The 20,964-nt window shown below is 58.4% G+C and carries 20 protein-coding genes and 3 pseudogenes; 14 read left to right on the top strand and 9 right to left on the bottom strand.

All coding sequences use genetic code 11. The features are described 5' to 3' along the window. Positions 1-16 precede the first annotated feature (16 nt). Positions 17-799 carry an L-asparaginase gene (locus AC1RTP_RS07350; protein ID WP_498605929.1) on the top strand — a complete coding sequence of 261 codons (783 nt, stop codon included), beginning with the start codon at positions 17-19 and terminating at the stop codon, positions 797-799. 66 nt (positions 800-865) lie between these two features. Here the strand turns inward: AC1RTP_RS07350 and AC1RTP_RS07345 are convergent, their stop codons facing one another. Then, positions 866-1,816, bottom strand: a complete 951-nt coding sequence (locus tag AC1RTP_RS07345) for a D-2-hydroxyacid dehydrogenase family protein (protein WP_498605927.1) — start codon at positions 1,814-1,816, stop codon at positions 866-868. 343 nt (positions 1,817-2,159) lie between these two features. Here AC1RTP_RS07345 and AC1RTP_RS07340 point away from each other — a divergent pair, with 343 nt between their 5' ends. Further along, complete coding sequence (locus AC1RTP_RS07340) at positions 2,160-4,022, top strand: phosphoenolpyruvate carboxykinase (GTP) (protein WP_498605925.1); 1,863 nt, start codon at positions 2,160-2,162, stop codon at positions 4,020-4,022. A 45-nt stretch (positions 4,023-4,067) separates the two neighbouring features. Here AC1RTP_RS07340 and AC1RTP_RS07335 read toward each other — a convergent pair whose 3' ends face one another. Then, the gene (locus tag AC1RTP_RS07335) at positions 4,068-4,553 is read right to left on the bottom strand and encodes a hypothetical protein (RefSeq protein ID WP_498605923.1); all 486 of its coding nucleotides are present in this window, start codon (positions 4,551-4,553) and stop codon (positions 4,068-4,070) included. Positions 4,554-4,825: 272 nt separating this feature from the next. Here AC1RTP_RS07335 and AC1RTP_RS07330 point away from each other — a divergent pair. Further along, positions 4,826-5,056 (top strand): annotated as a pseudogene (locus tag AC1RTP_RS07330) (RtcB family protein); the annotation flags it as partial. A 258-nt stretch (positions 5,057-5,314) separates the two neighbouring features. On the opposite strand, the gene AC1RTP_RS07325 reads toward AC1RTP_RS07330, so the two are convergent. After that, positions 5,315-5,575 carry a helix-turn-helix domain-containing protein gene (locus AC1RTP_RS07325; RefSeq protein WP_498607135.1) on the bottom strand — a complete coding sequence of 87 codons (261 nt, stop codon included), beginning with the start codon at positions 5,573-5,575 and terminating at the stop codon, positions 5,315-5,317. Positions 5,576-5,800: 225 nt separating this feature from the next. Between AC1RTP_RS07325 and AC1RTP_RS07320 the strand changes: the two genes are divergently transcribed. Continuing rightward, positions 5,801-6,244, top strand: coding sequence for a hypothetical protein (locus AC1RTP_RS07320; RefSeq protein WP_498605921.1), 444 nt, complete (start codon positions 5,801-5,803; stop codon positions 6,242-6,244). A gap of 242 nt (positions 6,245-6,486) precedes the next feature. On the opposite strand, the pseudogene AC1RTP_RS07315 reads toward AC1RTP_RS07320, so the two are convergent. Next, a pseudogene (locus AC1RTP_RS07315) lies at positions 6,487-6,813 on the bottom strand (helix-turn-helix domain-containing protein); the annotation flags it as partial. 518 nt (positions 6,814-7,331) lie between these two features. Between AC1RTP_RS07315 and AC1RTP_RS07310 the strand changes: the two are divergent. Genes AC1RTP_RS07310 through AC1RTP_RS07300 form a run of 3 tightly spaced genes read left to right on the top strand, consistent with a single transcriptional unit; the run spans position 7,332 to position 8,841 of the window. Further along, positions 7,332-7,898, top strand: a complete 567-nt coding sequence (locus tag AC1RTP_RS07310) for a TetR/AcrR family transcriptional regulator (RefSeq protein ID WP_498605919.1) — start codon at positions 7,332-7,334, stop codon at positions 7,896-7,898. A 31-nt stretch (positions 7,899-7,929) separates the two neighbouring features. Continuing rightward, positions 7,930-8,217: a YciI family protein gene (locus tag AC1RTP_RS07305; RefSeq protein ID WP_176655491.1), complete on the top strand. Its 288-nt coding sequence runs from the start codon at positions 7,930-7,932 to the stop codon at positions 8,215-8,217. Between the two features lie 12 nt (positions 8,218-8,229). Next, positions 8,230-8,841 carry a DNA-3-methyladenine glycosylase I gene (locus AC1RTP_RS07300; RefSeq protein WP_498605917.1) on the top strand — a complete coding sequence of 204 codons (612 nt, stop codon included), beginning with the start codon at positions 8,230-8,232 and terminating at the stop codon, positions 8,839-8,841. An 80-nt stretch (positions 8,842-8,921) separates the two neighbouring features. Here the strand turns inward: AC1RTP_RS07300 and AC1RTP_RS07295 are convergent, their stop codons facing one another. Further along, positions 8,922-10,421: an IS110 family RNA-guided transposase gene (locus AC1RTP_RS07295; RefSeq protein ID WP_498605914.1), complete on the bottom strand. Its 1,500-nt coding sequence runs from the start codon at positions 10,419-10,421 to the stop codon at positions 8,922-8,924. A 369-nt stretch (positions 10,422-10,790) separates the two neighbouring features. Here AC1RTP_RS07295 and AC1RTP_RS07290 point away from each other — a divergent pair. Both AC1RTP_RS07290 and AC1RTP_RS07285 read left to right on the top strand, forming a co-directional pair. After that, positions 10,791-11,774 (top strand): annotated as a pseudogene (locus AC1RTP_RS07290) (RtcB family protein); the annotation flags it as partial. A 3-nt stretch (positions 11,775-11,777) separates the two neighbouring features. Beyond that, a complete protein-coding gene (locus tag AC1RTP_RS07285; RefSeq protein ID WP_498605911.1) occupies positions 11,778-11,924 on the top strand; it encodes a hypothetical protein in 147 nt (48 codons plus the stop codon). Here AC1RTP_RS07285 and AC1RTP_RS07280 read toward each other — a convergent pair whose 3' ends face one another. Then, positions 11,925-12,647, bottom strand: coding sequence for a DUF6624 domain-containing protein (locus tag AC1RTP_RS07280; RefSeq protein ID WP_498605910.1), 723 nt, complete (start codon positions 12,645-12,647; stop codon positions 11,925-11,927). Between the two features lie 117 nt (positions 12,648-12,764). Here AC1RTP_RS07280 and AC1RTP_RS07275 point away from each other — a divergent pair, with 117 nt between their 5' ends. The 3 genes from AC1RTP_RS07275 to AC1RTP_RS07265 all read left to right on the top strand — a co-directional run bounded on the left by AC1RTP_RS07275 (position 12,765) and on the right by AC1RTP_RS07265 (position 14,712). Further along, on the top strand, positions 12,765-13,490 hold the full coding sequence (locus tag AC1RTP_RS07275) for a hypothetical protein (protein WP_498605909.1): 726 nt from the start codon (positions 12,765-12,767) through the stop codon (positions 13,488-13,490). A 266-nt stretch (positions 13,491-13,756) separates the two neighbouring features. After that, on the top strand, positions 13,757-14,203 hold the full coding sequence (locus tag AC1RTP_RS07270; protein WP_498605908.1) for a GNAT family N-acetyltransferase: 447 nt from the start codon (positions 13,757-13,759) through the stop codon (positions 14,201-14,203). A 20-nt stretch (positions 14,204-14,223) separates the two neighbouring features. Continuing rightward, positions 14,224-14,712, top strand: a complete 489-nt coding sequence (locus AC1RTP_RS07265; RefSeq protein WP_498605907.1) for a GNAT family N-acetyltransferase — start codon at positions 14,224-14,226, stop codon at positions 14,710-14,712. Here the strand turns inward: AC1RTP_RS07265 and AC1RTP_RS07260 are convergent. Next, entirely contained in the window at positions 14,706-15,671 is a 966-nt protein-coding gene (locus AC1RTP_RS07260; protein ID WP_498605906.1) for an SRPBCC family protein, read from the bottom strand. The genes AC1RTP_RS07265 and AC1RTP_RS07260 overlap by 7 nt on opposite strands. An 85-nt stretch (positions 15,672-15,756) precedes the next feature. On the opposite strand from AC1RTP_RS07260, the gene AC1RTP_RS07255 reads away from it, so the two are divergent. Together AC1RTP_RS07255 and AC1RTP_RS07250 are read left to right on the top strand one after the other, a co-directional pair. Next, positions 15,757-16,374, top strand: a complete 618-nt coding sequence (locus AC1RTP_RS07255; RefSeq protein ID WP_498605905.1) for a TetR/AcrR family transcriptional regulator — start codon at positions 15,757-15,759, stop codon at positions 16,372-16,374. A gap of 204 nt (positions 16,375-16,578) precedes the next feature. Further along, entirely contained in the window at positions 16,579-17,184 is a 606-nt protein-coding gene (locus AC1RTP_RS07250; RefSeq protein WP_498605904.1) for a 2-hydroxychromene-2-carboxylate isomerase, read from the top strand. Here the strand turns inward: AC1RTP_RS07250 and AC1RTP_RS07245 are convergent. Then, a complete protein-coding gene (locus AC1RTP_RS07245; protein ID WP_498605903.1) occupies positions 17,181-18,047 on the bottom strand; it encodes a hypothetical protein in 867 nt (288 codons plus the stop codon). The two genes, AC1RTP_RS07250 and AC1RTP_RS07245, sit on opposite strands and share 4 nt — an antisense overlap. Positions 18,048-18,086: 39 nt before the next feature. Further along, positions 18,087-20,942 carry an excinuclease ABC subunit UvrA gene (uvrA, locus tag AC1RTP_RS07240; protein WP_498605902.1) on the bottom strand — a complete coding sequence of 952 codons (2,856 nt, stop codon included), beginning with the start codon at positions 20,940-20,942 and terminating at the stop codon, positions 18,087-18,089. Between the last annotated feature and the right edge of the window lie 22 nt (positions 20,943-20,964).

The raw sequence follows: 20,964 nt of genomic DNA, 5'->3' as shown, positions 1-20,964 counted from the left end.
TTTGCCCGGCCAGACCATGAAAGCGCTCGCACCAGGAACCGTGATATTCCACCGCTACCGCGGCTACGGAGTGATCACGGCTGTCAATTTGCTAACCGGCTGGATTTCCGCCCGGTTTGGCGACGAATCGCGCACGCTCGACTTGAACCTGTCCACCGACGAAGTGCAGTTTGCCGACGGCGAAGCGATCCTGTTCCGCCGTGCCCCGCCCGACCGCATGCCGCACGCGCGCCTGATGGCCGTGGTGCGCGAGTTGCACAATGCCGGCTACCAGAAGTTATACCTGTACTCCTGGCCCAAGCCCTCCGGCCTGCACTGGCGTTGGCATCTGTTCACCGGCCCGCGCGACTGGATGCAGCGCTCCTGGCGCGAAGGCTGGTACGGCTCCGGCGCCGACTACATCTTCAATCCCGTGATGGGCTGGGGCGACCAGCCAGGCGCCACGACGGAAGAACTGGTGCACGCCCTAGCCAAGTTCGACCCGCAAGGCCTGGCCCAAGCGCTCGGCCGCGACGAAGACCACACGAACTGGTTCGCCCAAGTCTGCGACGCCCTGCTCCCCGGCTATATGTACAGCCTCGACATGCAGCGCCCCAACGGCGCCCCGCTGACGGACATGCCAGCCGTGCCAGTAGTCCCCGTCCGCGCCAACCTCCCCGCCTACAACGGCCCCGACATCACCTGGCCACCCGGCTGGGCCGGCCTCTGGTCCAAAGTCCACGCCGTGCCCCTGCTACAGTCCAGCCCGTGTCACACCATGGGGTCACACCCCAACTGTGACACGGACACAGCCGTGTAGTGCTTCAGCTCGTGTCACACTTGGGGACTCGGCGTCCCCGTGATGACCCCAAGGTGGGACACGGGGTCAGCCGTTGATGTGGTTGACGAGGTTCTGGAAGGCGTGGCGGAAGTAGAGCTCGTAGCTGGCTTGTTCGACGTAGCCGAGGTGTGGTGTGCACAATACGTTTGGCATGCGCAGCAGCGGCGAATTTTCCGGCAGCGGTTCGGTTTCGAATACGTCCAGCGCGGCATAGCCTGGGCGGCCGGCGTCCAGCGCTGCTTCCAGCGCACCTTGCGCGACCAGTTCGGCGCGGCTGACGTTGACGAAAAGTGCGTCCGGCTTCATGCGCGCCAGGTCTTCGGCGGTAACGATGTCGCGCGTGGCTGGCGCCAAGCGCAGGTGCAGGGACAGCACGTCCGCTTCCGCAAAGAAGGCCTCGCGAGAAGCCGCAGCTTCGTAGCCATCGGCCACCGCAGCCGCGCGGCTAGACTCGCTACCCCACACGATCACCCGCATGCCGAAAGCGCGCGCATAGCCCGCCACCATCTTGCCGATCTTGCCGTAGCCCCAGATCGCCATGGTGCTGCCCGCCAGCACCATGCCCAGCGTATTGTGTTCATGGCGTATCGATACTTGCTGCCACTGCCCATCACGCAGCTTGCCTGCGTACTGGAATATCTTGCGGCGCGCTGCCATCACCAGCGCCCAGGTCAGCTCAGCCGGGGCAGTGGGGGAACCCACGCCTTCCAGCACCGTGATGCCGAGCTCGCGGCAGGCTTCCATGTCGACGTGCCCGCTCACCTTGCCGGTCTGCGAAATGACTTTCAAGTTCGGCAGCTTGGACAGCAAAGCGCGGTTGAACGCAGTACGTTCACGGATCAAAACCAGGGCCTCATAAGGCGCCAGACGGGCCACCAGCTGCCCCATTCCCCGCACAGAATTATTGAAAACTTTGACCTCATGGCCATCTAAAAGTTTGAAGCATTCCAAGCCACGTGTTGCGTCTTGGTAATCATCGAGAATCGCAATTTTCATGTCAGTTAGCAGATTTTGTGATGAAAATAGTAGGGAAATAACGTGATCGTGAATATCTGGAATAGCCTACTACATTAGTCGGGCAATATTCCTACATTTTTGTCGGAAGCGAAGGGGCGCGGGTGTACAATCGGCCAAATTCAAGGAGCCCGACAGGGCTTCAGCAGTATTAGTTCCCGCGCTTGAGCACACCCCAGCCAGGCGCTCGCGCCCTCGAGAAATCGGGCGCATCGACAGAACCGCCGTATTTCGCCGAAGCATCCAATCTTCCGCGCAAGCTATCTGACGACGATTCCTGCCGTGCCGGGACAGAACAGAATTCTTAATTGGCATTGGAGGTAGTATGAATCAACCCGTTATGGGAGGCGTTGCAACTATGAACGCACCAGCTTACATCAAACAGCAAAAACTGATCAATTGGGTAGCGGAAGTCGCCGCATTGACCAAGCCAGCACGCATCTACTGGTGCGACGGTTCGGCGGAAGAGTACGACCGCCTGTGCGCTGAAATGGTTGCCGCCGGCACCATGAAGAAGCTGAACGACGCCAAGCGTCCGAACTCCTATCTGGCTTGCTCCGATCCGACCGACGTTGCGCGCGTTGAAGACCGCACCTTCATCTGCTCGCAGACCAAGGAAGCCGCCGGCCCGACCAACAACTGGATGGACCCGCAAGAAATGCGCGGCACCCTGAACGGCCTGTTCGACGGCTGCATGGCCGGCCGTACCATGTACGTTGTGCCGTTCTCGATGGGCCCACTGGGCTCCCCAATCGCCCACATCGGCGTGGAACTGTCCGACTCCCCATACGTCGCCGTCAACATGCGCACCATGACCCGCATGGGCAAGGCCGTGTACGACGTGCTGGGTACCGATGGCGAGTTCGTGCCTGCGATCCACACCGTTGGCAAGCCGCTGGCTGCCGGCGAAAAAGACGTACCGTGGCCATGCAACGCCACCAAGTACATCGTCCACTTCCCAGAGACCCGCGAAATCTGGTCCTACGGTTCCGGCTACGGCGGCAATGCGCTGCTGGGCAAGAAGTGCTTCGCGCTGCGTATCGCTTCCACCATGGGTTACAACGACGCCAAGAACGGCGGCGAGGGCTGGCTGGCAGAACACATGCTGATCCTGGGCGTTGAATCCCCTGAAGGCAAGAAGCACTACGTTGCTGCCGCCTTCCCATCGGCTTGCGGCAAGACCAACTTCGCCATGCTGATCCCGCCGAAGACCTTCGACGGCTGGAAAGTCACGACCATCGGCGACGACATCGCCTGGATCAAGCCGGGCAAGGATGGCCGCCTGTACGCGATCAACCCGGAAGCAGGTTACTTCGGCGTGGCTCCTGGCACCAACACCAAGACCAACTCGAACTGCATGTCCTGCCTGAACGAGAACACCATCTTCACCAACGTCGCGCTGACCGACGACGGCGACGTGTGGTGGGAAGGCCTGACCAAGGAAGCCCCTGCGCACCTGGTCGACTGGCAAGGCAAGGACTGGACCCCGGCGTCCGGCACCAAGGCTTCGCACCCGAACGCACGCTTCACCGTGTCCGCCGAGCAGAACCCAGTGATCGATCCGGCATGGAATGATCCAGCCGGCGTGCCAATCTCCGCCTTCATCTTCGGCGGCCGCCGCTCCACCACCGTGCCGCTGGTTACCGAAGCGCGCGACTGGATCGAAGGCGTGTACATGGCTGCGACCATGGGCTCCGAAACCACCGCTGCTGCTGCTGGCCAGCAGGGCATTGTTCGCCGCGATCCGTTCGCCATGCTGCCGTTCATGGGCTACAACATGAGCGACTACTTCCAGCACTGGCTGGACATGGGCAAGCGCCTGGAAGGCAAGGGCGCCACCCTGCCTAAGATCTTCTGCGTCAACTGGTTCCGCACCGACGAAAATGGCCACTTCGTATGGCCAGGCTTCGGCGACAATATGCGCGTCCTGAAGTGGATGCTGGAGCGCGTTGAAGGCACCGGCGGCGGCGTCGAGAACATTTTCGGCACCACTCCACGCTACGGCGACATCTCGTGGGACGGCCTGCCGTTCACCGCGGAAGAATTCGAGACCATCACCTCGATCGACAAGGATGCATGGCGCGCCGAACTGAAACTGCACGCAGAACTGTTCGAGAAGCTGGCATACCACCTGCCGCAAGAGCTGAAGGACAATATGGCCAAGCTGGAGCAGCGCCTGAACGGCTAAGCTTTATCGCTCTCGCAAAAAACGCACTCCACGGGGTGCGTTTTTTTATTCATGGTCCGCTGTCGACCATTCCGGCCGCTTCTCCATCGGCACTTCCGCCTGGTCGAAGCTGTCGACCTCCTTCAGGGACGCCACCTCATACAGCGTTTCAATCCCGGAAAAATGCGTGCCGCCGCAATCGGTAGCGACATGTGTTCCCTTCTTCCAGAACCAATACTCACGGATGATCCCTCCTTCGCACGCGATGGAACGTGTGCGGCCACGGTGATACACGCGAACTATCGAAGGCCACTTATGGCCATCGACGGATGCCACTAACGGCGTTACAAGCCAGGTAGCAACCTCGCCGTTCGGCGAGAGCCGTACATCCTCCGCGCGCCGGTCCGTCGTCAGCTTCAGGTCCTTGCCGGATGCAGTCACCACATGGACATTCTTTGCCTTGTCGGCATAAGCCTTTGCCAGGCTTCCAGCGCTGGCAGCGGAATATGCAGCGACAAGCGCAGCAGCGAACGCAATACGGCGACCGTTCATTTTCGTCTCCAAAATTATTTAAACGAGAGCTTGACACATTTCGTAAAACGGGCGCAGAATCCGCACTCATTAGCTTCATCAACCCAGAATTCACGAAAGGACGACCATGCCACGTAAGGCTATCAACAATCTGCAAATGAGATAGCCCCGCAGCGCGAGCGCTCGGGGCAGGCAATCTAGCCGCCCGAGCCGGTCGTTCTTCCAACACGAACCCCGGCCAGGAAACTCGCCGGGGTTTTTGTTTCTACAGCCCCGGCATAACGAAAGACGTTATGCCAATCAAGCAAAGCCTGCACAAAGGCCTGGTGCCTGTGCACATCTATACGGATGACATTGATCATTCGGCCATTCAGCAGCTGCTGAATATTTCGAACCTGCCCATCGTGCACCCGCACGTGGCAGCCATGCCCGACGTTCATGCCGGCATCGGAGCAACCGTGGGAAGCGTGATCCCGACGCGCGGCGCCATTATTCCCGCCGCCGTCGGAGTCGACATCGGCTGTTCTTCCTACATCGATCTGTTACCAGTCGGGATGGAGTTCGGGAGAATGACTTTCTTAAGCCTCTAGGAACGGAGCGTTAGAGCAATGATTGACTATGGCGTTCACATGCTGCTTCAACGTAAACGGGGAAGTCCTACGAAACGGAAATGCGAATAGCTTCGATAGACAGACTGGTCCAGGCCAAATTTAGCTATCTGTACGAGGCTATGAAGTGTGAAGAGCGCGACTCTTTGATCGGCGCGGCTGCAGGCAGAGCAGCTAAAACTTTGTCTCTGCAGAAGCGTCAGGGACTGAGTTAGCTTGACATTCTGCATCAACGAGCGCGACTAGATGGCCTGGTGTTACTTCGAGGGCTTCTGCTATTTTGAATACGACACCAATGCTGGGCTGCTTGATGCCCAATTCAAGGGCCGATATGTGCTTCCTCTGTGTCGTCGACTTTGAACCCAGGACCTCTTGACTGAATCCCTTGCTTCGCCTTAGGCGGCGAAGTACGACTCCAAACGATTTTGCGATCAAGTCTTCCAAAGAAAAATTCCCCTGTTTAAGGGAATCATTCTCCGGTTGCGGTAGAATTTGTCTTCCCCCTATAGGGGGCAAAAGTGTTAATTATATTAACGGTTTGGCCAAAATTGATTTTCGATTGGGTCGCCTTAGCAATTCTGTTCATTGTTCAAGCATTTGCTAAGCGACTTCATGGAGCTCAAAGGGCCGCAATTTTAGTTTTGCAGACGGGATAGGAAGATGTTTCAGGTTGATGATTCATGGGAACTAACAAGCGAACGTGACATTTTAAGATTGCTGTTCAATCAGCCAGGGCTACGACGACATCCGCTTGTCGAGATAGTCGACAACCCACCGATTTTTCATCTCGACGTGATGTTCGAGGGTGAAGCTGAGGAACTTGGCTTCTGGGCGAGATTTCTTGGCGCGGATTTGGCAACGTTGGTGCGATTCTTGGAAGACAATGAGGTCGCGAAGTCAAGGATTAGCGTACAGGCACCCGTCTCTCATACCGACGAGTACAGCATTCGCAAGGTTCACAAGATCTATGAGTGCTGTCGACCAGACGGGATCACGTATTTTCAATACGAGTGCAAGAGCGATGTCTATTTGGTTGATCATCATTCAGTATCCGATGAGCAGGAGGCTGACACCAAGCGTGTCGTTTGGTCCGCACTAATCTGATCCGAGCTGCATCAACATTTGATACTTCGCTGGAAGACAGAACGATGAACGTCAACTTTCTTGTGGAGTTCGTGAAAGCTGCAGGACAGGGGCCGCGTTTGTTCTTTGCGCCCTTGTTTGGCGCGATCAAAGGCGCACGAGATCAAGTGAATCAGATTGATGTTTTGCGGGCACGATGCTCGCGCCATTTCGAGGAAGCCTGTGCGTTTGCTCGCCGAATTGACCCATTCCGATTGACCCGCCCTCCATTGCCTGGCAAACGCTGCCACGCGGTCATATGATCCCTCGTACCCAAGCTCTTTTAGCTCCAGGTGCAGTTGCTTCAAATTGCGACGCTGCTTGCGAGGCTTACTTGCTTCGGCCTTTAGCCAGCCTGATAGCTGAACCGAATACTTATCCAGTCCGCTAGTTGATCGCCGCTCCGCATAGGAGGGCTCAGTGGTTTCCGACCGTAGATAGCGCCGGACTGTATTACGTGAGATGCCAAGCCGCCTAGCTATCTCTCGTAGGGGAATCTGGTCACGAAGGTGCCAGCGTCGAATTATGCCTAACAGAGCCACGTCGATCACTCCGATCTCCTGCCATGAAGACAGGTGGGATTGTGCTACCGATGTGGGTCAGATTTAATTGCAAATATGTGGGGAAGGTGGGTCAGTTTCCGATGCAATTCAACAGCCTAATCCTCATTCTTAATGGAGTGTTGACATGAGAAGCCCGTCCTCACGACTCAACGAGCTCTGTTAAAGGCAGATGAGTTCATCACGTCCGCTATTGGCCTGTAGGCCTTGCAGAACTCTAACTCAACTGACAGCCCCTGTCAGATACTGTCTCGATTTTCAAGTGCTGTACTTGGACCGCTAGCTGGTCAGCGACCAAGGGCAGGTTCCGCCCCTTTTCGGAGCTTCCCGCCGATCATCGAACACATCAATTACGGACGTTGCCGTGAAATTGTCGGTTGTACTTTCTCCGGGCTAGTGCACGCCCCCCCCTCAGGCTCGGTTGACTTCATTAGGATGACTGTCCTACAATCTATCAAGGCTAGGATGGTTGTCCTAATATCGCCCTTGTAACTCTGCAATGCATGTACATGAACGAAGTCCTGACGCGTGAGCGCATCATCAAAGAGGCAGACCGCCTGTTCTACGAACGAGGCTACGACAGCACAACGTTCTCCGACATTGCCGAAACGGTCGGCATATCGCGAGGTAACTTCTATCACCACTTCAAAACGAAGGGCGACATCCTTGCAGCGGTCATCGACGACCGTCTGGCCGAGCGACAGCGCCTGCTAGACGCTTGGGTGGCGCAGAACGATGATGCTGCCTCGCGCATTCGCAGCTTTATCCATATTCTAGTGATGAACCAGTCCAAGATCATGCAGTACGGTTGCCCGGTAGGGACGCTCTGCATAGAACTGAGCAAGCTTGACCACCCGCTGCAAGGCGAGGCCAATAAGGTCATGGACCTGTTCCGCACTTGGCTATGCCGGCAGTTTGAAGCATTGGGAAGTGGAACGAGCGCCGAGGATTTCGCCATGCATGTGCTGGCATTCAGCCAGGGCGTTGCCGTACTTGCTAGCACTTACGAGGACAAGGCTTTCATTCAGCGCGAGGTCGAACGAATGTGCCGATGGGTGGACGAAGTGGTTGCCTGAGCGATCAATTTTGACTTAAAGGGGATTAGAGATGCACATCGTGTTTTTGCGGTTCACCGAGCGTAAAAGTGAGGCTGGGAAATTCATGCAAGGGCATAAAGATTGGATCCAGCGCGGGTTTGATGCTGGCTGCTTTCTGCTCACAGGCAGTCTTCATCCGCAAACGGGTGGAGTGATTCTGGTGGATCGGATATCGCGGGAAGAACTGGATCAGTTGGTCAAGCAGGATCCGTTTGTCGAACAAGGCATCGTCACCCCGGAGATCGTCGAGTTGGCACCGTCCCGCGTCGACGAACGCCTCGCTTTTTTGTTGGACTAGGAGCGCGCACCGATGAGCGATACCACGATACACGGCCCGGACGGCCGTCCCCGTTGCCGCTGGTGTGCTGCCTCACCAGAGTTCCAACGTTATCACGATGTCGAATGGGGATTCCCGGTCGAAGACGATTTTCGCCTGTTTGAGAAGCTGAGTCTGGAAAGCTTCCAGTCCGGCCTGAGCTGGCGCACCATTCTTGCCAAACGGGAGAATTTCCGCAAGGCCTTTGAGGGGTTCGACTTCAACAAGCTGGCGCGTCTCGGTGCGGCTGACGTTGAACGCTTATTGCAAGACGACGGAATCGTGCGGCATCGTGGAAAGATTGAGGCTGTTCTACATAACGCTAAAGTCGCGAAGGAAATTTCAAGCGAAACAGGATCGCTGGCAGCATATCTTTGGCAGTACGAACCGAGCGGCAGCGCCGTTGCTGCTCCTCAAAGCGTATCGCTCTCGGCTGAGTCGCTCGCCTTGTCGAAGGACCTGAAAAAAATGGGCTGGAAATTTCTCGGGCCGACAACCGCCTATGCGTTCATGCAAGCAATGGGGCTTGTCAACGACCATGCTGAAGGATGCGTCATCAGATTGGAGGTAGAGCAAGCGAGGTCTCGCTTCAAGCGTCCGACTTGAAATTCCGCAGTCCGGCGTTGAAACCAGTTGGCCTGCTTCTAGCCGGCTACAGCCGCGTGTTCGTCGCAGGTGTGCCCTGGTTAAAGATGACGCACTTCTTCTGGCGCTGTTTCCCAGTTGTCGTTCTTACCGTCCAAATACGTGATTGGCGCATTCACGAGTTCTTCAGGCGTCACATTGTCTAGGCAAGTTAGATTGACAGCGTAGAACTCCCCCCAGCGAGGAGAGCGGCCAATCCCGAAAGAGCGAACCCCGCAATGTTTGCAAAAAAGGTGTTGGTCAGTCTTCGTAAGAAATTGATATTTAGTGAGCTCAGCTTCTCCCGACAGCAATCTGAACGAGCCAGGCTTCACTATGGCAGGCCAGAACCGTACCTTTGCACAGATTGAGCAATTACAGCGTATGGTTCCTTGGCTTAGGTCGATGTCTGCTTCAAATTGGACGCACCGCAATGGCAGCTGCCATGATAAGTCTTCAATTTCGCTCCATTCATTTGGAATTGCATCGACTTTATCAGCTGGTTGCATATATGGCAATTCATCTTGACTGGTTGCTTCTCGCCGCGCTCTGTCGGTGGTAATTTGGCTCTTTTGACAGGCTCCCGGATAATCAGCTTGGAACTCGATACCAGATCGAACAACTGCAAACATTAAATGCACCAGCTTGCGCATCACCGCCCCAATCACCGCTTTCTTCGGTAGTCCGTTTATATGAAGGCGCTCTGCAAAGGCCCTGAGCGCAGGGTTGTGGCGACTGGCGACGACTGCCGGCATATAGAGTGCGCTTCGAGTTGCTCGGTTCCCCGTTCGACACATCGATGTACGACCGCGAATAGATGTACCTGAGGTGCGCTGGCGTGGGCTCACGCCGAGATGCGCCGCCAACGCCTTTGCACTGTCAAAGCGCTGCATGTCGCCAACATGACCCAACATCACGGCAATGGTCGCCTTGCCGATTCCAGGAATGCTGGCTAAAAGGTCAGAATCGCGTTTTAGCTTCGGGTGGCAAGCGATGTGGTCTTCAATTTCGCGCTCTACCTGTTTGATTTGAACCTTCAGCCATTCCACATGCTGCCTGAGATGCTCCACCAATTCCAGATTCGCGGCGATGGTACAAGCCTCTTCTCTGTTTTCCTCTTGGAGGCGCATGTCCTTCAATGCCTTTAAACGATCACACCATGCCCTTAACCGTCGCTGCTCTGGTGTTGGCGCTTTCCAAGGCTGCGGGCGCATCTTCGCGCAATACCTGGCGATCAAGGCAGCATCGATTCCGTCGTTCTTGTTGCGCACCAGTTCGCTCTGTCCGTATCCTTTGATGCGGGCGGGATTAACAATGCTCACGGTCAGACCTAGAGCCTGCAAACCAAGCGCCACAGGCTCACTGTACTTTCCCGTTGACTCCATGCAGACCAGGCAGCTGTCCAGCTCAACATTTTCCCTGGCCAGCCAAGCCGTCAATTCGTGGTAACCGGCAGTTGAATTCGCCACCGACTTGTTGCGTACTTTCCCTTCGATGATCAGTGCAACATCCAGCTTACGTTTGCCGACATCTATCCCAATGGCAGTTGCTTCCTTGTCCATGGCTTTTCCCTCCTCGTATGCAGGCTTGCGTGATCCGCGCTGCCTCAGATACTGTCCGGACTTTCAGATGGAAATGGACAAGGGCACCAATCTGACATGCAGGGTCGAACCCTAAGGTCAAGTTATGTGTCACCTTGCCCAGCCGCGCCATCTCGGGAACACGTTACCACTGGATCGGCAACTTCAATATACGAGTGTCAAGTCTGACTTAGTACAGGTCCCGATGGCTTTAACTTACCTGACAGCTTGTGTCAGTTAAGGTCCGAGCTGGTACACCTGAAACCGATTGAAACTACAACTGTTACCGACCACTCGCATTAGTTTTTCCCAGTGAGCCGCTAAGGGTAACAGTTAGCATGTAGTAAGAGTGGCTGCGGCATGAATGCCGTGCGCACTACGCTGACCGCTAGCCAGTTGCCCGACAACCTGGCGCGCGTGCGCAGCGCGATTGAAACGCTGGTGCCGGTCGGTTTCGAGCAGCACGCCTTCGACAAAGTGCGCGGCTCCGCCCACGCACGCGTTGGACGTCCGCTGAACGATCGCCTGGACCGCATCGTGGCCCGCCACAAAGGCATCATGAAGATGCAACACAAGTTCGCGCAGACCTGGATCTGCCAGCTTGGAACCCTGGGTGGCGGCAACCACTTCATCGAGTTGTGTATCGATGAAGAGCAGCGCGTATGGATCATGCTGCACTCGGGTTCGCGCGGCATCGGCAATGTCATCGGCCGCTACTTCATTTCCGCAGCACGCAAGGAAATGATGCGGAACAAGGTGAACCTGCCGGACCGCGACCTGTCCTACTTCAGTGAAGGCTCGGAACTGTTCGACGACTATGTGGAAGCAGTGGACTGGGCTCAGGACTACGCCATGCTGAACCGGCGCGAAATGATGCGCCGCGTAATGGCCGCCCTGGAGCCGCACGTCCCGCCGTTCAAGCTCGATGGCGAAGCGATCAACTGCCACCACAACTACGTGCAGCAGGAATCGCACTTCGGCCACAAGCTGTACGTCACGCGCAAGGGAGCCATCTCGGCGCGCGAAGGCGAGCTTGGAATTATCCCCGGCAGCATGGGTGCACGCAGCTACATCGTGCGCGGCAAGGGCAACGAGGAATCGTTCTGCTCATGCTCGCACGGCGCCGGCCGCCGCATGAGCCGCAGCGAGGCAAAGCGCAAATTCAACCGCTTCGACCTGGCCGAACAAACGCAGGGCATCGAATGCCGCAAGGATGGTGGCGTGGTGGATGAAATCCCCGCCGCCTACAAAGACATTGACGAAGTCATGGCCCACCAGTCCGACCTCGTCGAAATCGTGCACACGCTGAAGCAAGTCGTGTGCGTGAAAGGATAAGCAATGAAGGTAACAATCAAACTACCGAAGCCGCGCAACCCGCTGGCCGTGCTCGCACGCCAGCGCCGCGCAGGCAGCCATCAGCGCAACGAGCAGTCGCGCCGCACCCTGAAACAGCAACTGCGCCGCGAGCTGGCGAAGGAGGAATGACTATTGGCCCGAAGTGACGGGCATCGGCGGCAGCCCCATCATCTTGCGGCGGATTTCGAGTGCGCCTTCGTCTTCGATGATGATCGGCTTGCCTCCGGCCAGCTGGGTGCCGTACCGTTGCGGCAGGCCTTTGGCGACGCGCAGGCGGTCTTCGGCTTGCGCAAGCTGACTGCCTGGCACATCGTTTTGCGCCTGGGCTTCGCGCAAGGCGGGCAGCATGGCTTCCAGTTCTTTTTCAGGCATGCGCATCAAAACGGTGAAGGCGTTCTGCGACAGCTCGGGGCCGGCGAAGCGGGCGCCCGGCCAGCCGTGGGAGGCGACGATGGTTTTCAGCCGCGCTACTTCCTTGCGGTCGCGCGCCGCATCGCGCTTGCCTGGCGCACCCATGGCTTCCAGTGCGCGGACGGCTGCAAGCTCGCGGCTGTCCAGCACCTTGCGCTTGACGATGATCTCATCGCCGGAGATGGTGGTCGCGCCCCCGGCGCCAGCTGTGCGAATCGTCACGCGCACATTGCCGCGCGCGTGGGTGGTGCCGCGGTTATCCTGCTCTACCTGGTTGCCTTCGATCTGCACCGTGTGCAACTGGCCGATGGGCAGCACGATGCGCGCGACTTCCTTCCCGCCGGCCATCGTTTGCACGCTGATGCGGCTGGGATCGGCAGCGATGGCGAGCCCGCTGCTTGATAACAGCAAGCTCAGCGCTATCTTGTAGATGCTCATCATGAACCTACAGTAGCAAACCTGAAGGCAGAGGGGAGCACGGATGGCGAGGTGACAAAGTGTGACTTTTCACAGCTTACGTCCAAGCTATCATCGCCGCTTCTTTTCAGCGGGGCAGACATGGCAGAACTCGAAGTAGCAAAGCACGGCAAGAACGTCATCAATATGGCGGCCCACAAGGAGCACGGCCTGGCGCACAAATTGAAGGAGATCGCGCTGGAGATCGTGATCATCGTCTTCGCGGTCAGCGTCAGTATCTGGTTCCACAGCCTGAGCGAGCACCGCCATGAACAGCAACAGGTCAAGGCCTTTCTGACCGGCCTGAAAACCGACCTGTCGCGTGACGCTGAAATGTTGGATGGCATCGTCAAGTCCTACCAGGCCGCCGACAAGAATTACGAGTACCTCATTGGGCTCGACCCGAAGGCCGAAGCCGATGGCGAGAAATTCGACAAGGCATATGAACTGGCCGATGTAAATCGCTTTTTCGTTCCGGTGACGAGCCGCTTTGAGGGATTCAAGTCAGGCGGCAAGCTGACCAATATCGAAGATGAGGAATTGCTGAACGATATACTCACCTTGTACCAGCTCAAGCACCAGGACATCCGCAACTCCGAACTGGGCTGGCGCACCAACCAGAACAAGCTGCGCGACTACCTGGACGTCGCCCTTGAGCAGGGCGAAGCGCGCGAGCAGCGCTATCACGCCTTGACGACGCCGAACGGCAAGCGCCGCCTGCGCAAAATGATGGCCTATCACCAACTGTACGAACGCTATGCGGCGGCGGCTGAGCTGAGCAGAAAGATCGTCCAGCGCATCGATGTCCTGTACAAGAACCGCGAGTGAATATTTATATAAAGTTTTTCTTGACACTACATTCATGAAAAGCGCAGAATCAGCGCTCGTTAGATTTTCATCAACCAGATTAAGAAAGGACAGTCATGCGCTTTACCGCTATCCATTGCATTAAGACCAGATAGCCCTGATGCGCGTGCGCTCGGGGCCCTGGCGAATTGCCACCCCCGAGCCGGACGTCCTGCGACGAAAACCCCGGTAAGGAAACTTGCCGGGGTTTTTGTTTTTTGGCCCCCGGCGTAATGAGGAAAGGAATCATGGAGATCCAGCTGAAAGCTGTCACCCGACAGAACTTCGAAGACATCACCGACCTGCGCCTGCTGAACCATCAGCGCGACTACCTCGCCAGCAACGCGTTCTCCATTGCGCAGGCCAGCTTTAATCCGGAGATGCAGACACGTGCCATTTATGCCGGTGGCGAACTGGTTGGCTTCCTGCTGTATGTCGACCTGGAGATCGAAGGCCGCGCCGGAGAATTTGCCGTGTGGCGCCTGATGGTGGACCTGCGCCACCAGGGCAAGGGATATGGCCGCAAGGCGCTGCTGATGGCGATGGCTGAGATCCGCGCGCGCGGTGGCGTGCGCAAGATCTGGATCAGCTACCAGCCGGAAAACACCAAGGCCAAAGAACTATACGCCAGCATGGGCTTCGTCGAGACGGAAGCCGATGAGGATGGCGAAATGTATGCAGTACTAGAGCTGTAACGAAGAAGAAGGAGTCATTAATGAGACCATATCAACGCTTCCTGAAGAAATGGATTACCACCAACCTGCACGTGGTCACCAAGGAGAATTTCGCCAACATCGCTGATCTGGAACTGCACGAGCACCAGCAGGACCATGCGGCAGCGACCATGTACGCGATTGCAGAAGCGAGCTTCCACCCGAACTACCACTGCCGCGCCATCGCCGATAAGGACGGCGTGGTGGGATTCCTGATGTACGCCGCCCCCGGCGCCGAAGAAGAAGCCGGCGACTACGCGATCTATCACCTGATGGTGGACCGTCGCTTCCAGGGACGCGGCCACGGCCGCCGCGCTGTCGAATTGGCGCTGGCCGAAATCGGCAAGCATGGCGATGTGCAGCGCATCTGGACCAGCTACCAGCCAGGCAATGAAGTGGCGAAGGACCTCTACGCCGCCTGCGGCTTCAGCGAGTCCGGCGTAGAGGAAGACGGCGAGATGTACGCCGTCTGGAGCCCCGATCCTTACTGATTGCGGGTTTTCGTCTCGGCGCGGTTTTTCATCAGGCCAAGGATGGAGCCGTGAAAGTCTTGCAGCACCATCCGCCCCCACAGGTCGCCATAGGTTTTGAGATGCGAACGGTTGAGGAAGCGGGTGGTCAGCGTCAGCGTCGTGCCGCCGCCGGGCGCTGGGGTAAGGTCATAGCCGCCGTCTGTCACCGTGAAGTACTCGCCACCTAGTTCCACGTGCCGGTCAAGCGCATCACGGGGGATTGAGCCTGGCGGAATATTAAAGCGGTAGTGCATGGAGCGGCCGCGCTCCCAACTCGTGATTACTTCCTCGAAGCGCACACCCTTCTCCCATTGCGAGACACGCACGGCGCCCGCGCCGCTACCCTGCATGTCTGCTTGCAGGGGGCGTGGCAGGCCGATCACGTGCATGAAGGAGAATCCCAATTCCGCCGGTGCGATGTCCTTGACGCTGGCCAACTGGTCGAACACCTGCTCCGGTGTGGCCTCAATATGGATGGAGCGCGACACTTCCTGGATGCTCGACTCGGGCGGTGTGGAAGCTTCAAGTGGGCCAAGCAGGAATGGCAGCAGCGCGAAAGCGCCGATTGTCGGACCACGCGCCCGCAATTCATTGTGCAGCCAGCCTGCCACCAGGCCGCCAAGGATCGAAGCGATCATGAATACGGGCAGCACGAGCACCAGGCAGATCAGACCTTCAAGGAAGAAGCCAAACATCGCCACGAGGAATAAGGCCATGGAATAGGCCGAGACGCCAATCTGGCTTCTTACTGGAATGCGTTCTTGCCCCGCCGCGACCAGTACGGAAATCGCGCCGATACTGCAAGGGGCCAGGATTAGGAAGGCGCGCGAGATAATTTGCAGCGCCCCGTGGTATTCGAAGGAGACGCGCAACAGCAGGCCATACGCCGCGCCCGCGATCAGGGCAACAAAGACGCGGAAGGTTTGGTTTGTAATCATTGTCATATATCCATTATTTCATGCATAGCTTCACCAACACAAAAAAAATCGTGCAATTTCGCACATGTGTGCTAAAGTATCGCTCATGGACACCCTGACTGCAAAAAGCGAGGCCACCTTCGCCACCATCCTCAACGCTGCCATGGAAATGGCGGCGGCGGAGGGTATCGGCAAGTTGTCGCTGGGCGAGATCGCCAAGCGCACGGGTATCAGCAAGAGCGGGGTGTTTTCGCGCGTGGGTTCGCTGGAGCAGCTGCAATGCGCGGTGCTTGATGAATATGACCGCCGCTTTGCGGCTGAAGTCTTCATGCCTACGCTGACGCTGCCGCGCGGCTTGCCGCGCTTGCAGGCGCAGGTGGCGGCTTGGTTCGAGCGCGCCGCCGACGAGGGCTTGCGCACTTCCTGTCTTTATACGGCGGGCGCCTTCGAGTTCGACGATTACGAAGACAACACTGTGCGCGACCGGCTGGCGCAAGGCGTCCAGGCTTGGCGCGCATCGCTGCGCAAGACCGTGCTGCAGGCGATGGAAGCCGGCCAGCTGCGGCCGGACACCGAGCCGGAGCAGCTGGTATTCGAAGTTTACAGCCTGGTGGTGGGATTGCTGCACGACGCCCGCTTCCTGCATGACGAGCAATCGCCGCGCCATGCGCAGCGTGCATTCAACCGACTGATTTCTACGTACAAGAGCTTCAACGACTTGTGATTTTTTGGGTTGCCGCGGCTTTGCCTGCGGCCTTTTTTTAATCGTACTTCGCACGGGCGTGCGAAATTGGAGATGGAAATGCGCTTCCTACTTTTACTGGTGCCGGTCGGCATCTACTTTGCGAGCCATAGCAGCCTGTGGGGCATCCTGCGCGGCCTGCCACGCGATAACAACGATTTCGGCGAAAACTACTAAGGAGCGGACATGGTCCTCGACTTCTATTTCGACTTCGCTTCGGGCTACTCCTACTTTGCAGCGCGCCGCATTGAATGGCTGGCTGCGGCCAACGGCGCCAAGGTGCGCTGGCATCCGGTGCTGCTGCCGGCGCTGACCCAGGTGACCGGCGTGCTGCCGTCGCCGGTGGTACCGGTCAAATGGGCTTATGTGACGCGCGATATGCAGCGCACGGCGCAGGAGGAGGCGATTCCGTTCAATCCTTCGCCGGCGTTCCCTCAAATGCTGATCGGGCCAGGCCGCGCCATGCTGTGGGTGCGCGCCAATCATGGCGAGGAAGTGGCGGTGTCGTTTGCCCGCACCTGCTTCCAGGCTTACTACGCGGATGGCGTGGATATTGCCGACAAGGCCGTGCTGCTGGGGATTGCGGAAAGCCTTGGGATTGATGGTCCGGCCTTCCTGGCGGGGATGGAAGACCCTGCGATCAAGTCGGAGTTCAAAGCCGGCAATGAGCGTGCGCTGGAGCGCGGCGTGTTTGGCGTACCGTTTGTCATGGCGGAAGGCGAGCCGTTCTGGGGCTACGACCGTTTCGGCAATCTTGAGCGCTGGCTGGCGGCGGCACGCAAAGCTGCTTAACGCTTCAACTGTTCGTAGGTCAGCCACAGCTCCTTGCGGCCAAGCGGCGTATCGGGCGGCAGGCCTGGGTTAGGCAGTTCGATGACGCGGCGCTTGCTTAGCGCCGCCTTGTCCAGCATGGGGCGGTAATAATCCAGCAGCAGGCGGTCGAAAGAGCCATCCGCCTGCGCCGCTTCCAGGCCGCGCCGGATTTCGTCCGCCAGCGCCTTGTTAGCGTAGTTGACGAAGAAGTAGTCGGCAGCCTTGTAATGCAGCACCAGGTAAGGCTCGGCGGCCAGGCCAGGATTGCGATCCAATTCGGTAAAGACTTCATTGATCGAGCGCGGCACGGCATCGATGCGGCCAGCTTTCAACATGGGCAGCAGGCGGCTGTAGGCAGGCACCGATTCGGGCTGCAGGCCCGCGCTGCGCAGCACTTTGAGGTCGGGCCAATCGTAGCCCAGCGCCATCCGCACTTCGCGCAAATCGCGTGCGTTGTGCGCATCGCGCAACCAGTCGCGCTTTTCATCGCGCATCAGCAAGATGCGCCAGCCGATCAATCCTTTTGAGATGGGAATCCGGATCGGCAGCATTTCCACTTCGCGTTCAATGGAGGTCATGGTGCCGACCACGTGGATTTTTCCACGGTTGGCGATGACTTCCATAATGGCGCGGTTCTGCTGGCGGTATTCCGGGGCCAGTTCTGCGTGGTGGGAGCTGCGGGCTTTAGCGAGCGCCAGCTGCAGTAATTCGAAGCCGTAATCCGTCTTGCCGTTTTCGAAGATTTCTGGACGAGGGTAGTAGATGGTGTCGGCTTGCGCACAGCCAGAGGCCAACGCGCAAGCGCAAAGCAGGAGACGAAACAAACTGAGCGACCCAGGCATGTCGGCCTCCGCCGCGCGAGATTAAGTCGCTACATTGTACTACTTGGTTTTCTTCAACAGGGGACCAAGGTACTTGCCGGTCACACTTGCCGGATTTGCCGCAACATCTTCCGGCGTGCCGCTGGCGATGATCTGCCCGCCGCCGGCGCCGCCCTCAGGACCCAGGTCCACGATCCAGTCGGCAGTCTTGATCACGTCGAGGTTGTGCTCGATGATCACCAGGGTGTTGCCGTGGTCGCGCAGTCGGTGGATCACCTTCAGCAGCAGGTCGATATCGTGGAAGTGCAGGCCGGTAGTCGGCTCGTCCAGGATATACAGCGTGCGGCCCGTATCGCGCTTGGACAGTTCCAGCGACAGCTTGACGCGCTGCGCCTCGCCGCCGGACAGCGTGGTGGCGCTCTGTCCCAGCTTGATGTAGCCCAGGCCCACGTCGAGCAGGGTTTGCAGCTTGCGCGCGATGACCGGCACGGCCTTGAAGAATTCGTGCGCGTCTTCCACCGTCATGTCCAGCACTTCGGTGATGCTCTTGCCCTTGTAGTGGACTTCCAGCGTTTCGCGGTTATAGCGCTTGCCGTGGCAGACGTCGCAAGGCACGTACACGTCCGGCAGGAAGTGCATTTCGACCTTGATCACGCCATCGCCCTGGCAGGCTTCGCAGCGGCCGCCCTTGACGTTGAAGGAGAAGCGGCCAGCTGAGTAGCCGCGCTCTTTCGCGACCGGCACGGTGGCGAACAGGTCGCGGATCGGCGTGAACAGGCCGGTGTAGGTGGCCGGGTTGGAACGCGGGGTGCGGCCAATCGGCGCCTGGTCGACCGAGATCACCTTGTCGAAGTGTTCCAGGCCGCTGATCGAGTCATGCGGCGCCGGTTCGGTCTGGGAGCCGAACAGGTGGCGCGACAGGGCAGGGTAGAGGGTGTCGTTGACCAGGGTCGATTTGCCAGAGCCCGACACGCCGGTCACGCAGGTCATCAGGCCGACCGGCAGGTTGAGCGAAACCTTCTTCAGGTTGTTGCCGGTGGCGCCGGTAATGGTCAGCTGGCGCTGCGGGTCGGCGACGTGGCGTTTCTTCGGCACGGCGATGCCTAGTTTGCCGCTCAGGTATTGCGCGGTCAGCGACTCCTTCGATTTCAGGATGTCCTTCAACGGGCCGGCAGCGATCACGTCGCCGCCATGCACGCCGGCGCCCTTGCCCATGTCGACCACGTAGTCGGCAGTGCGGATCGCATCTTCATCGTGCTCCACCACCAGCACCGAGTTGCCGATATCGCGCAGGTGTTTCAGGGTGTCGATCAGGCGGTCGTTGTCGCGCTGGTGCAGGCCGATGGACGGCTCGTCCAGCACGTACATCACGCCCGTCAGGCCGGAGCCGATCTGCGAAGCGAGGCGGATACGCTGGGCTTCGCCGCCGGACAGGGTGTCGGCGCTGCGCTCCAGCGAAAGGTAGTCCAGGCCTACGTTATTCAGGAAGGTCAGGCGCGACACGATTTCCTTGATCACGCGGTCGGCGATGTCTTTCTTGGCGCCCTTCAGCTTCAACTGCTCGAAGTACGACAGGGTTTCGCGCAGCGGCTTGTCGGCGATCTGGTAAATCGCGCGTTCCTGCTTGCCGGTACCGATCTTCACATGGCGAGCTTCCACGCGCAGGCGCGCGCCTTCGCAGCTTGGGCACTTCTTCTCGTTGATGAACTTCGCCAGTTCCTCCTTCACCGCCATCGAATCGGTTTCGCGGTAGCGGCGCTGCAGGTTGTTCACGATGCCTTCGAAGGTGTGTTCCTTCACCACGGCCTTGCCGCGCTCATTCATGTAGGTGAACGGGATGGCGGTCTTGCCGGAGCCGTGCAGCACCACGTCCTGCGCTTTCGCAGGCAGCTGTTCGAACGGCGTATCGAGTTCGAAATCGTAGTAGGCGGCCAGCGCAGCCAGCATCGAGTAGTAGAACTGGTTGCGACGGTCCCAACCCTTCACCGCGCCGGAAGCCAGCGACAGGTTAGGGAAGGCGACGATGCGGCGCGGGTCGAAGAACTCGATATGGCCCAGGCCATCGCACTCAGGGCAGGCGCCCATCGGGTTATTGAAGGAGAACAGGCGCGGCTCCAGTTCCTGCAGCGAATAGCCGCAGGTGGTGCAGGCGAATTTGTTCGAATAAACGTGTTCGGCGCCGGTGTCCATTTCGTAGGCGACGGCGCGGCCATCGGCCAGGCGCAGCGCGGTTTCGAAGGATTCGGCCAGGCGCTGTTTGATTTCAGGGTTTACCTTCACGCGGTCGATGACCACGTCGATGGTGTGCTTCTCGGTTTTCTTCAGCTTGGGCAGGTCGTCCACTTCATAGATCTTGGCATCGTGGGTGCCGCTCTGCACGCGGAAGCGCACGAAGCCCTGGGCCTGCATGGCCTCGAACAGGTCGACGTGTTCGCCTTTGCGGTTGGCTACCACTGGCGCCATGATCATCAGCTTGGTGCCTTCGGGCATAGCCAGCACGGCATCCACCATCTGCGACACCGACTGCGCGGCCAGCGCGTGATCCGGGTGGTTGATGCAGTACGGGGTACCGACGCGGGCATACAGCAAACGCAGGTAGTCGTGGATCTCGGTCACGGTGCCCACGGTCGAACGCGGATTGTGCGAGGTGGCCTTCTGCTCGATGGAGATCGCAGGCGACAATCCCTCGATCATGTCCACGTCCGGCTTTTCCATCAGCTGCAGGAACTGGCGCGCATAGGCAGACAGCGACTCGACGTAGCGGCGCTGGCCCTCTGCGTACAGGGTATCGAACGCCAGCGACGACTTGCCGGAGCCGGACAAGCCGGTAATCACGATCAGCTTATTGCGAGGCAGGTCGAGGTTGATGTTCTTCAGATTGTGGGTGCGCGCACCGCGGATGCGGATTTCTTCCATGCGTGGATACCTTTCGGGGTTA

The organism is Pseudoduganella sp. GW821-FHT11H04 (assembly GCF_058807935.1).
The sequence above is the reverse complement of the archived record's forward strand: the minus strand, read 5'-3'. Positions and strand labels throughout refer to the sequence as shown.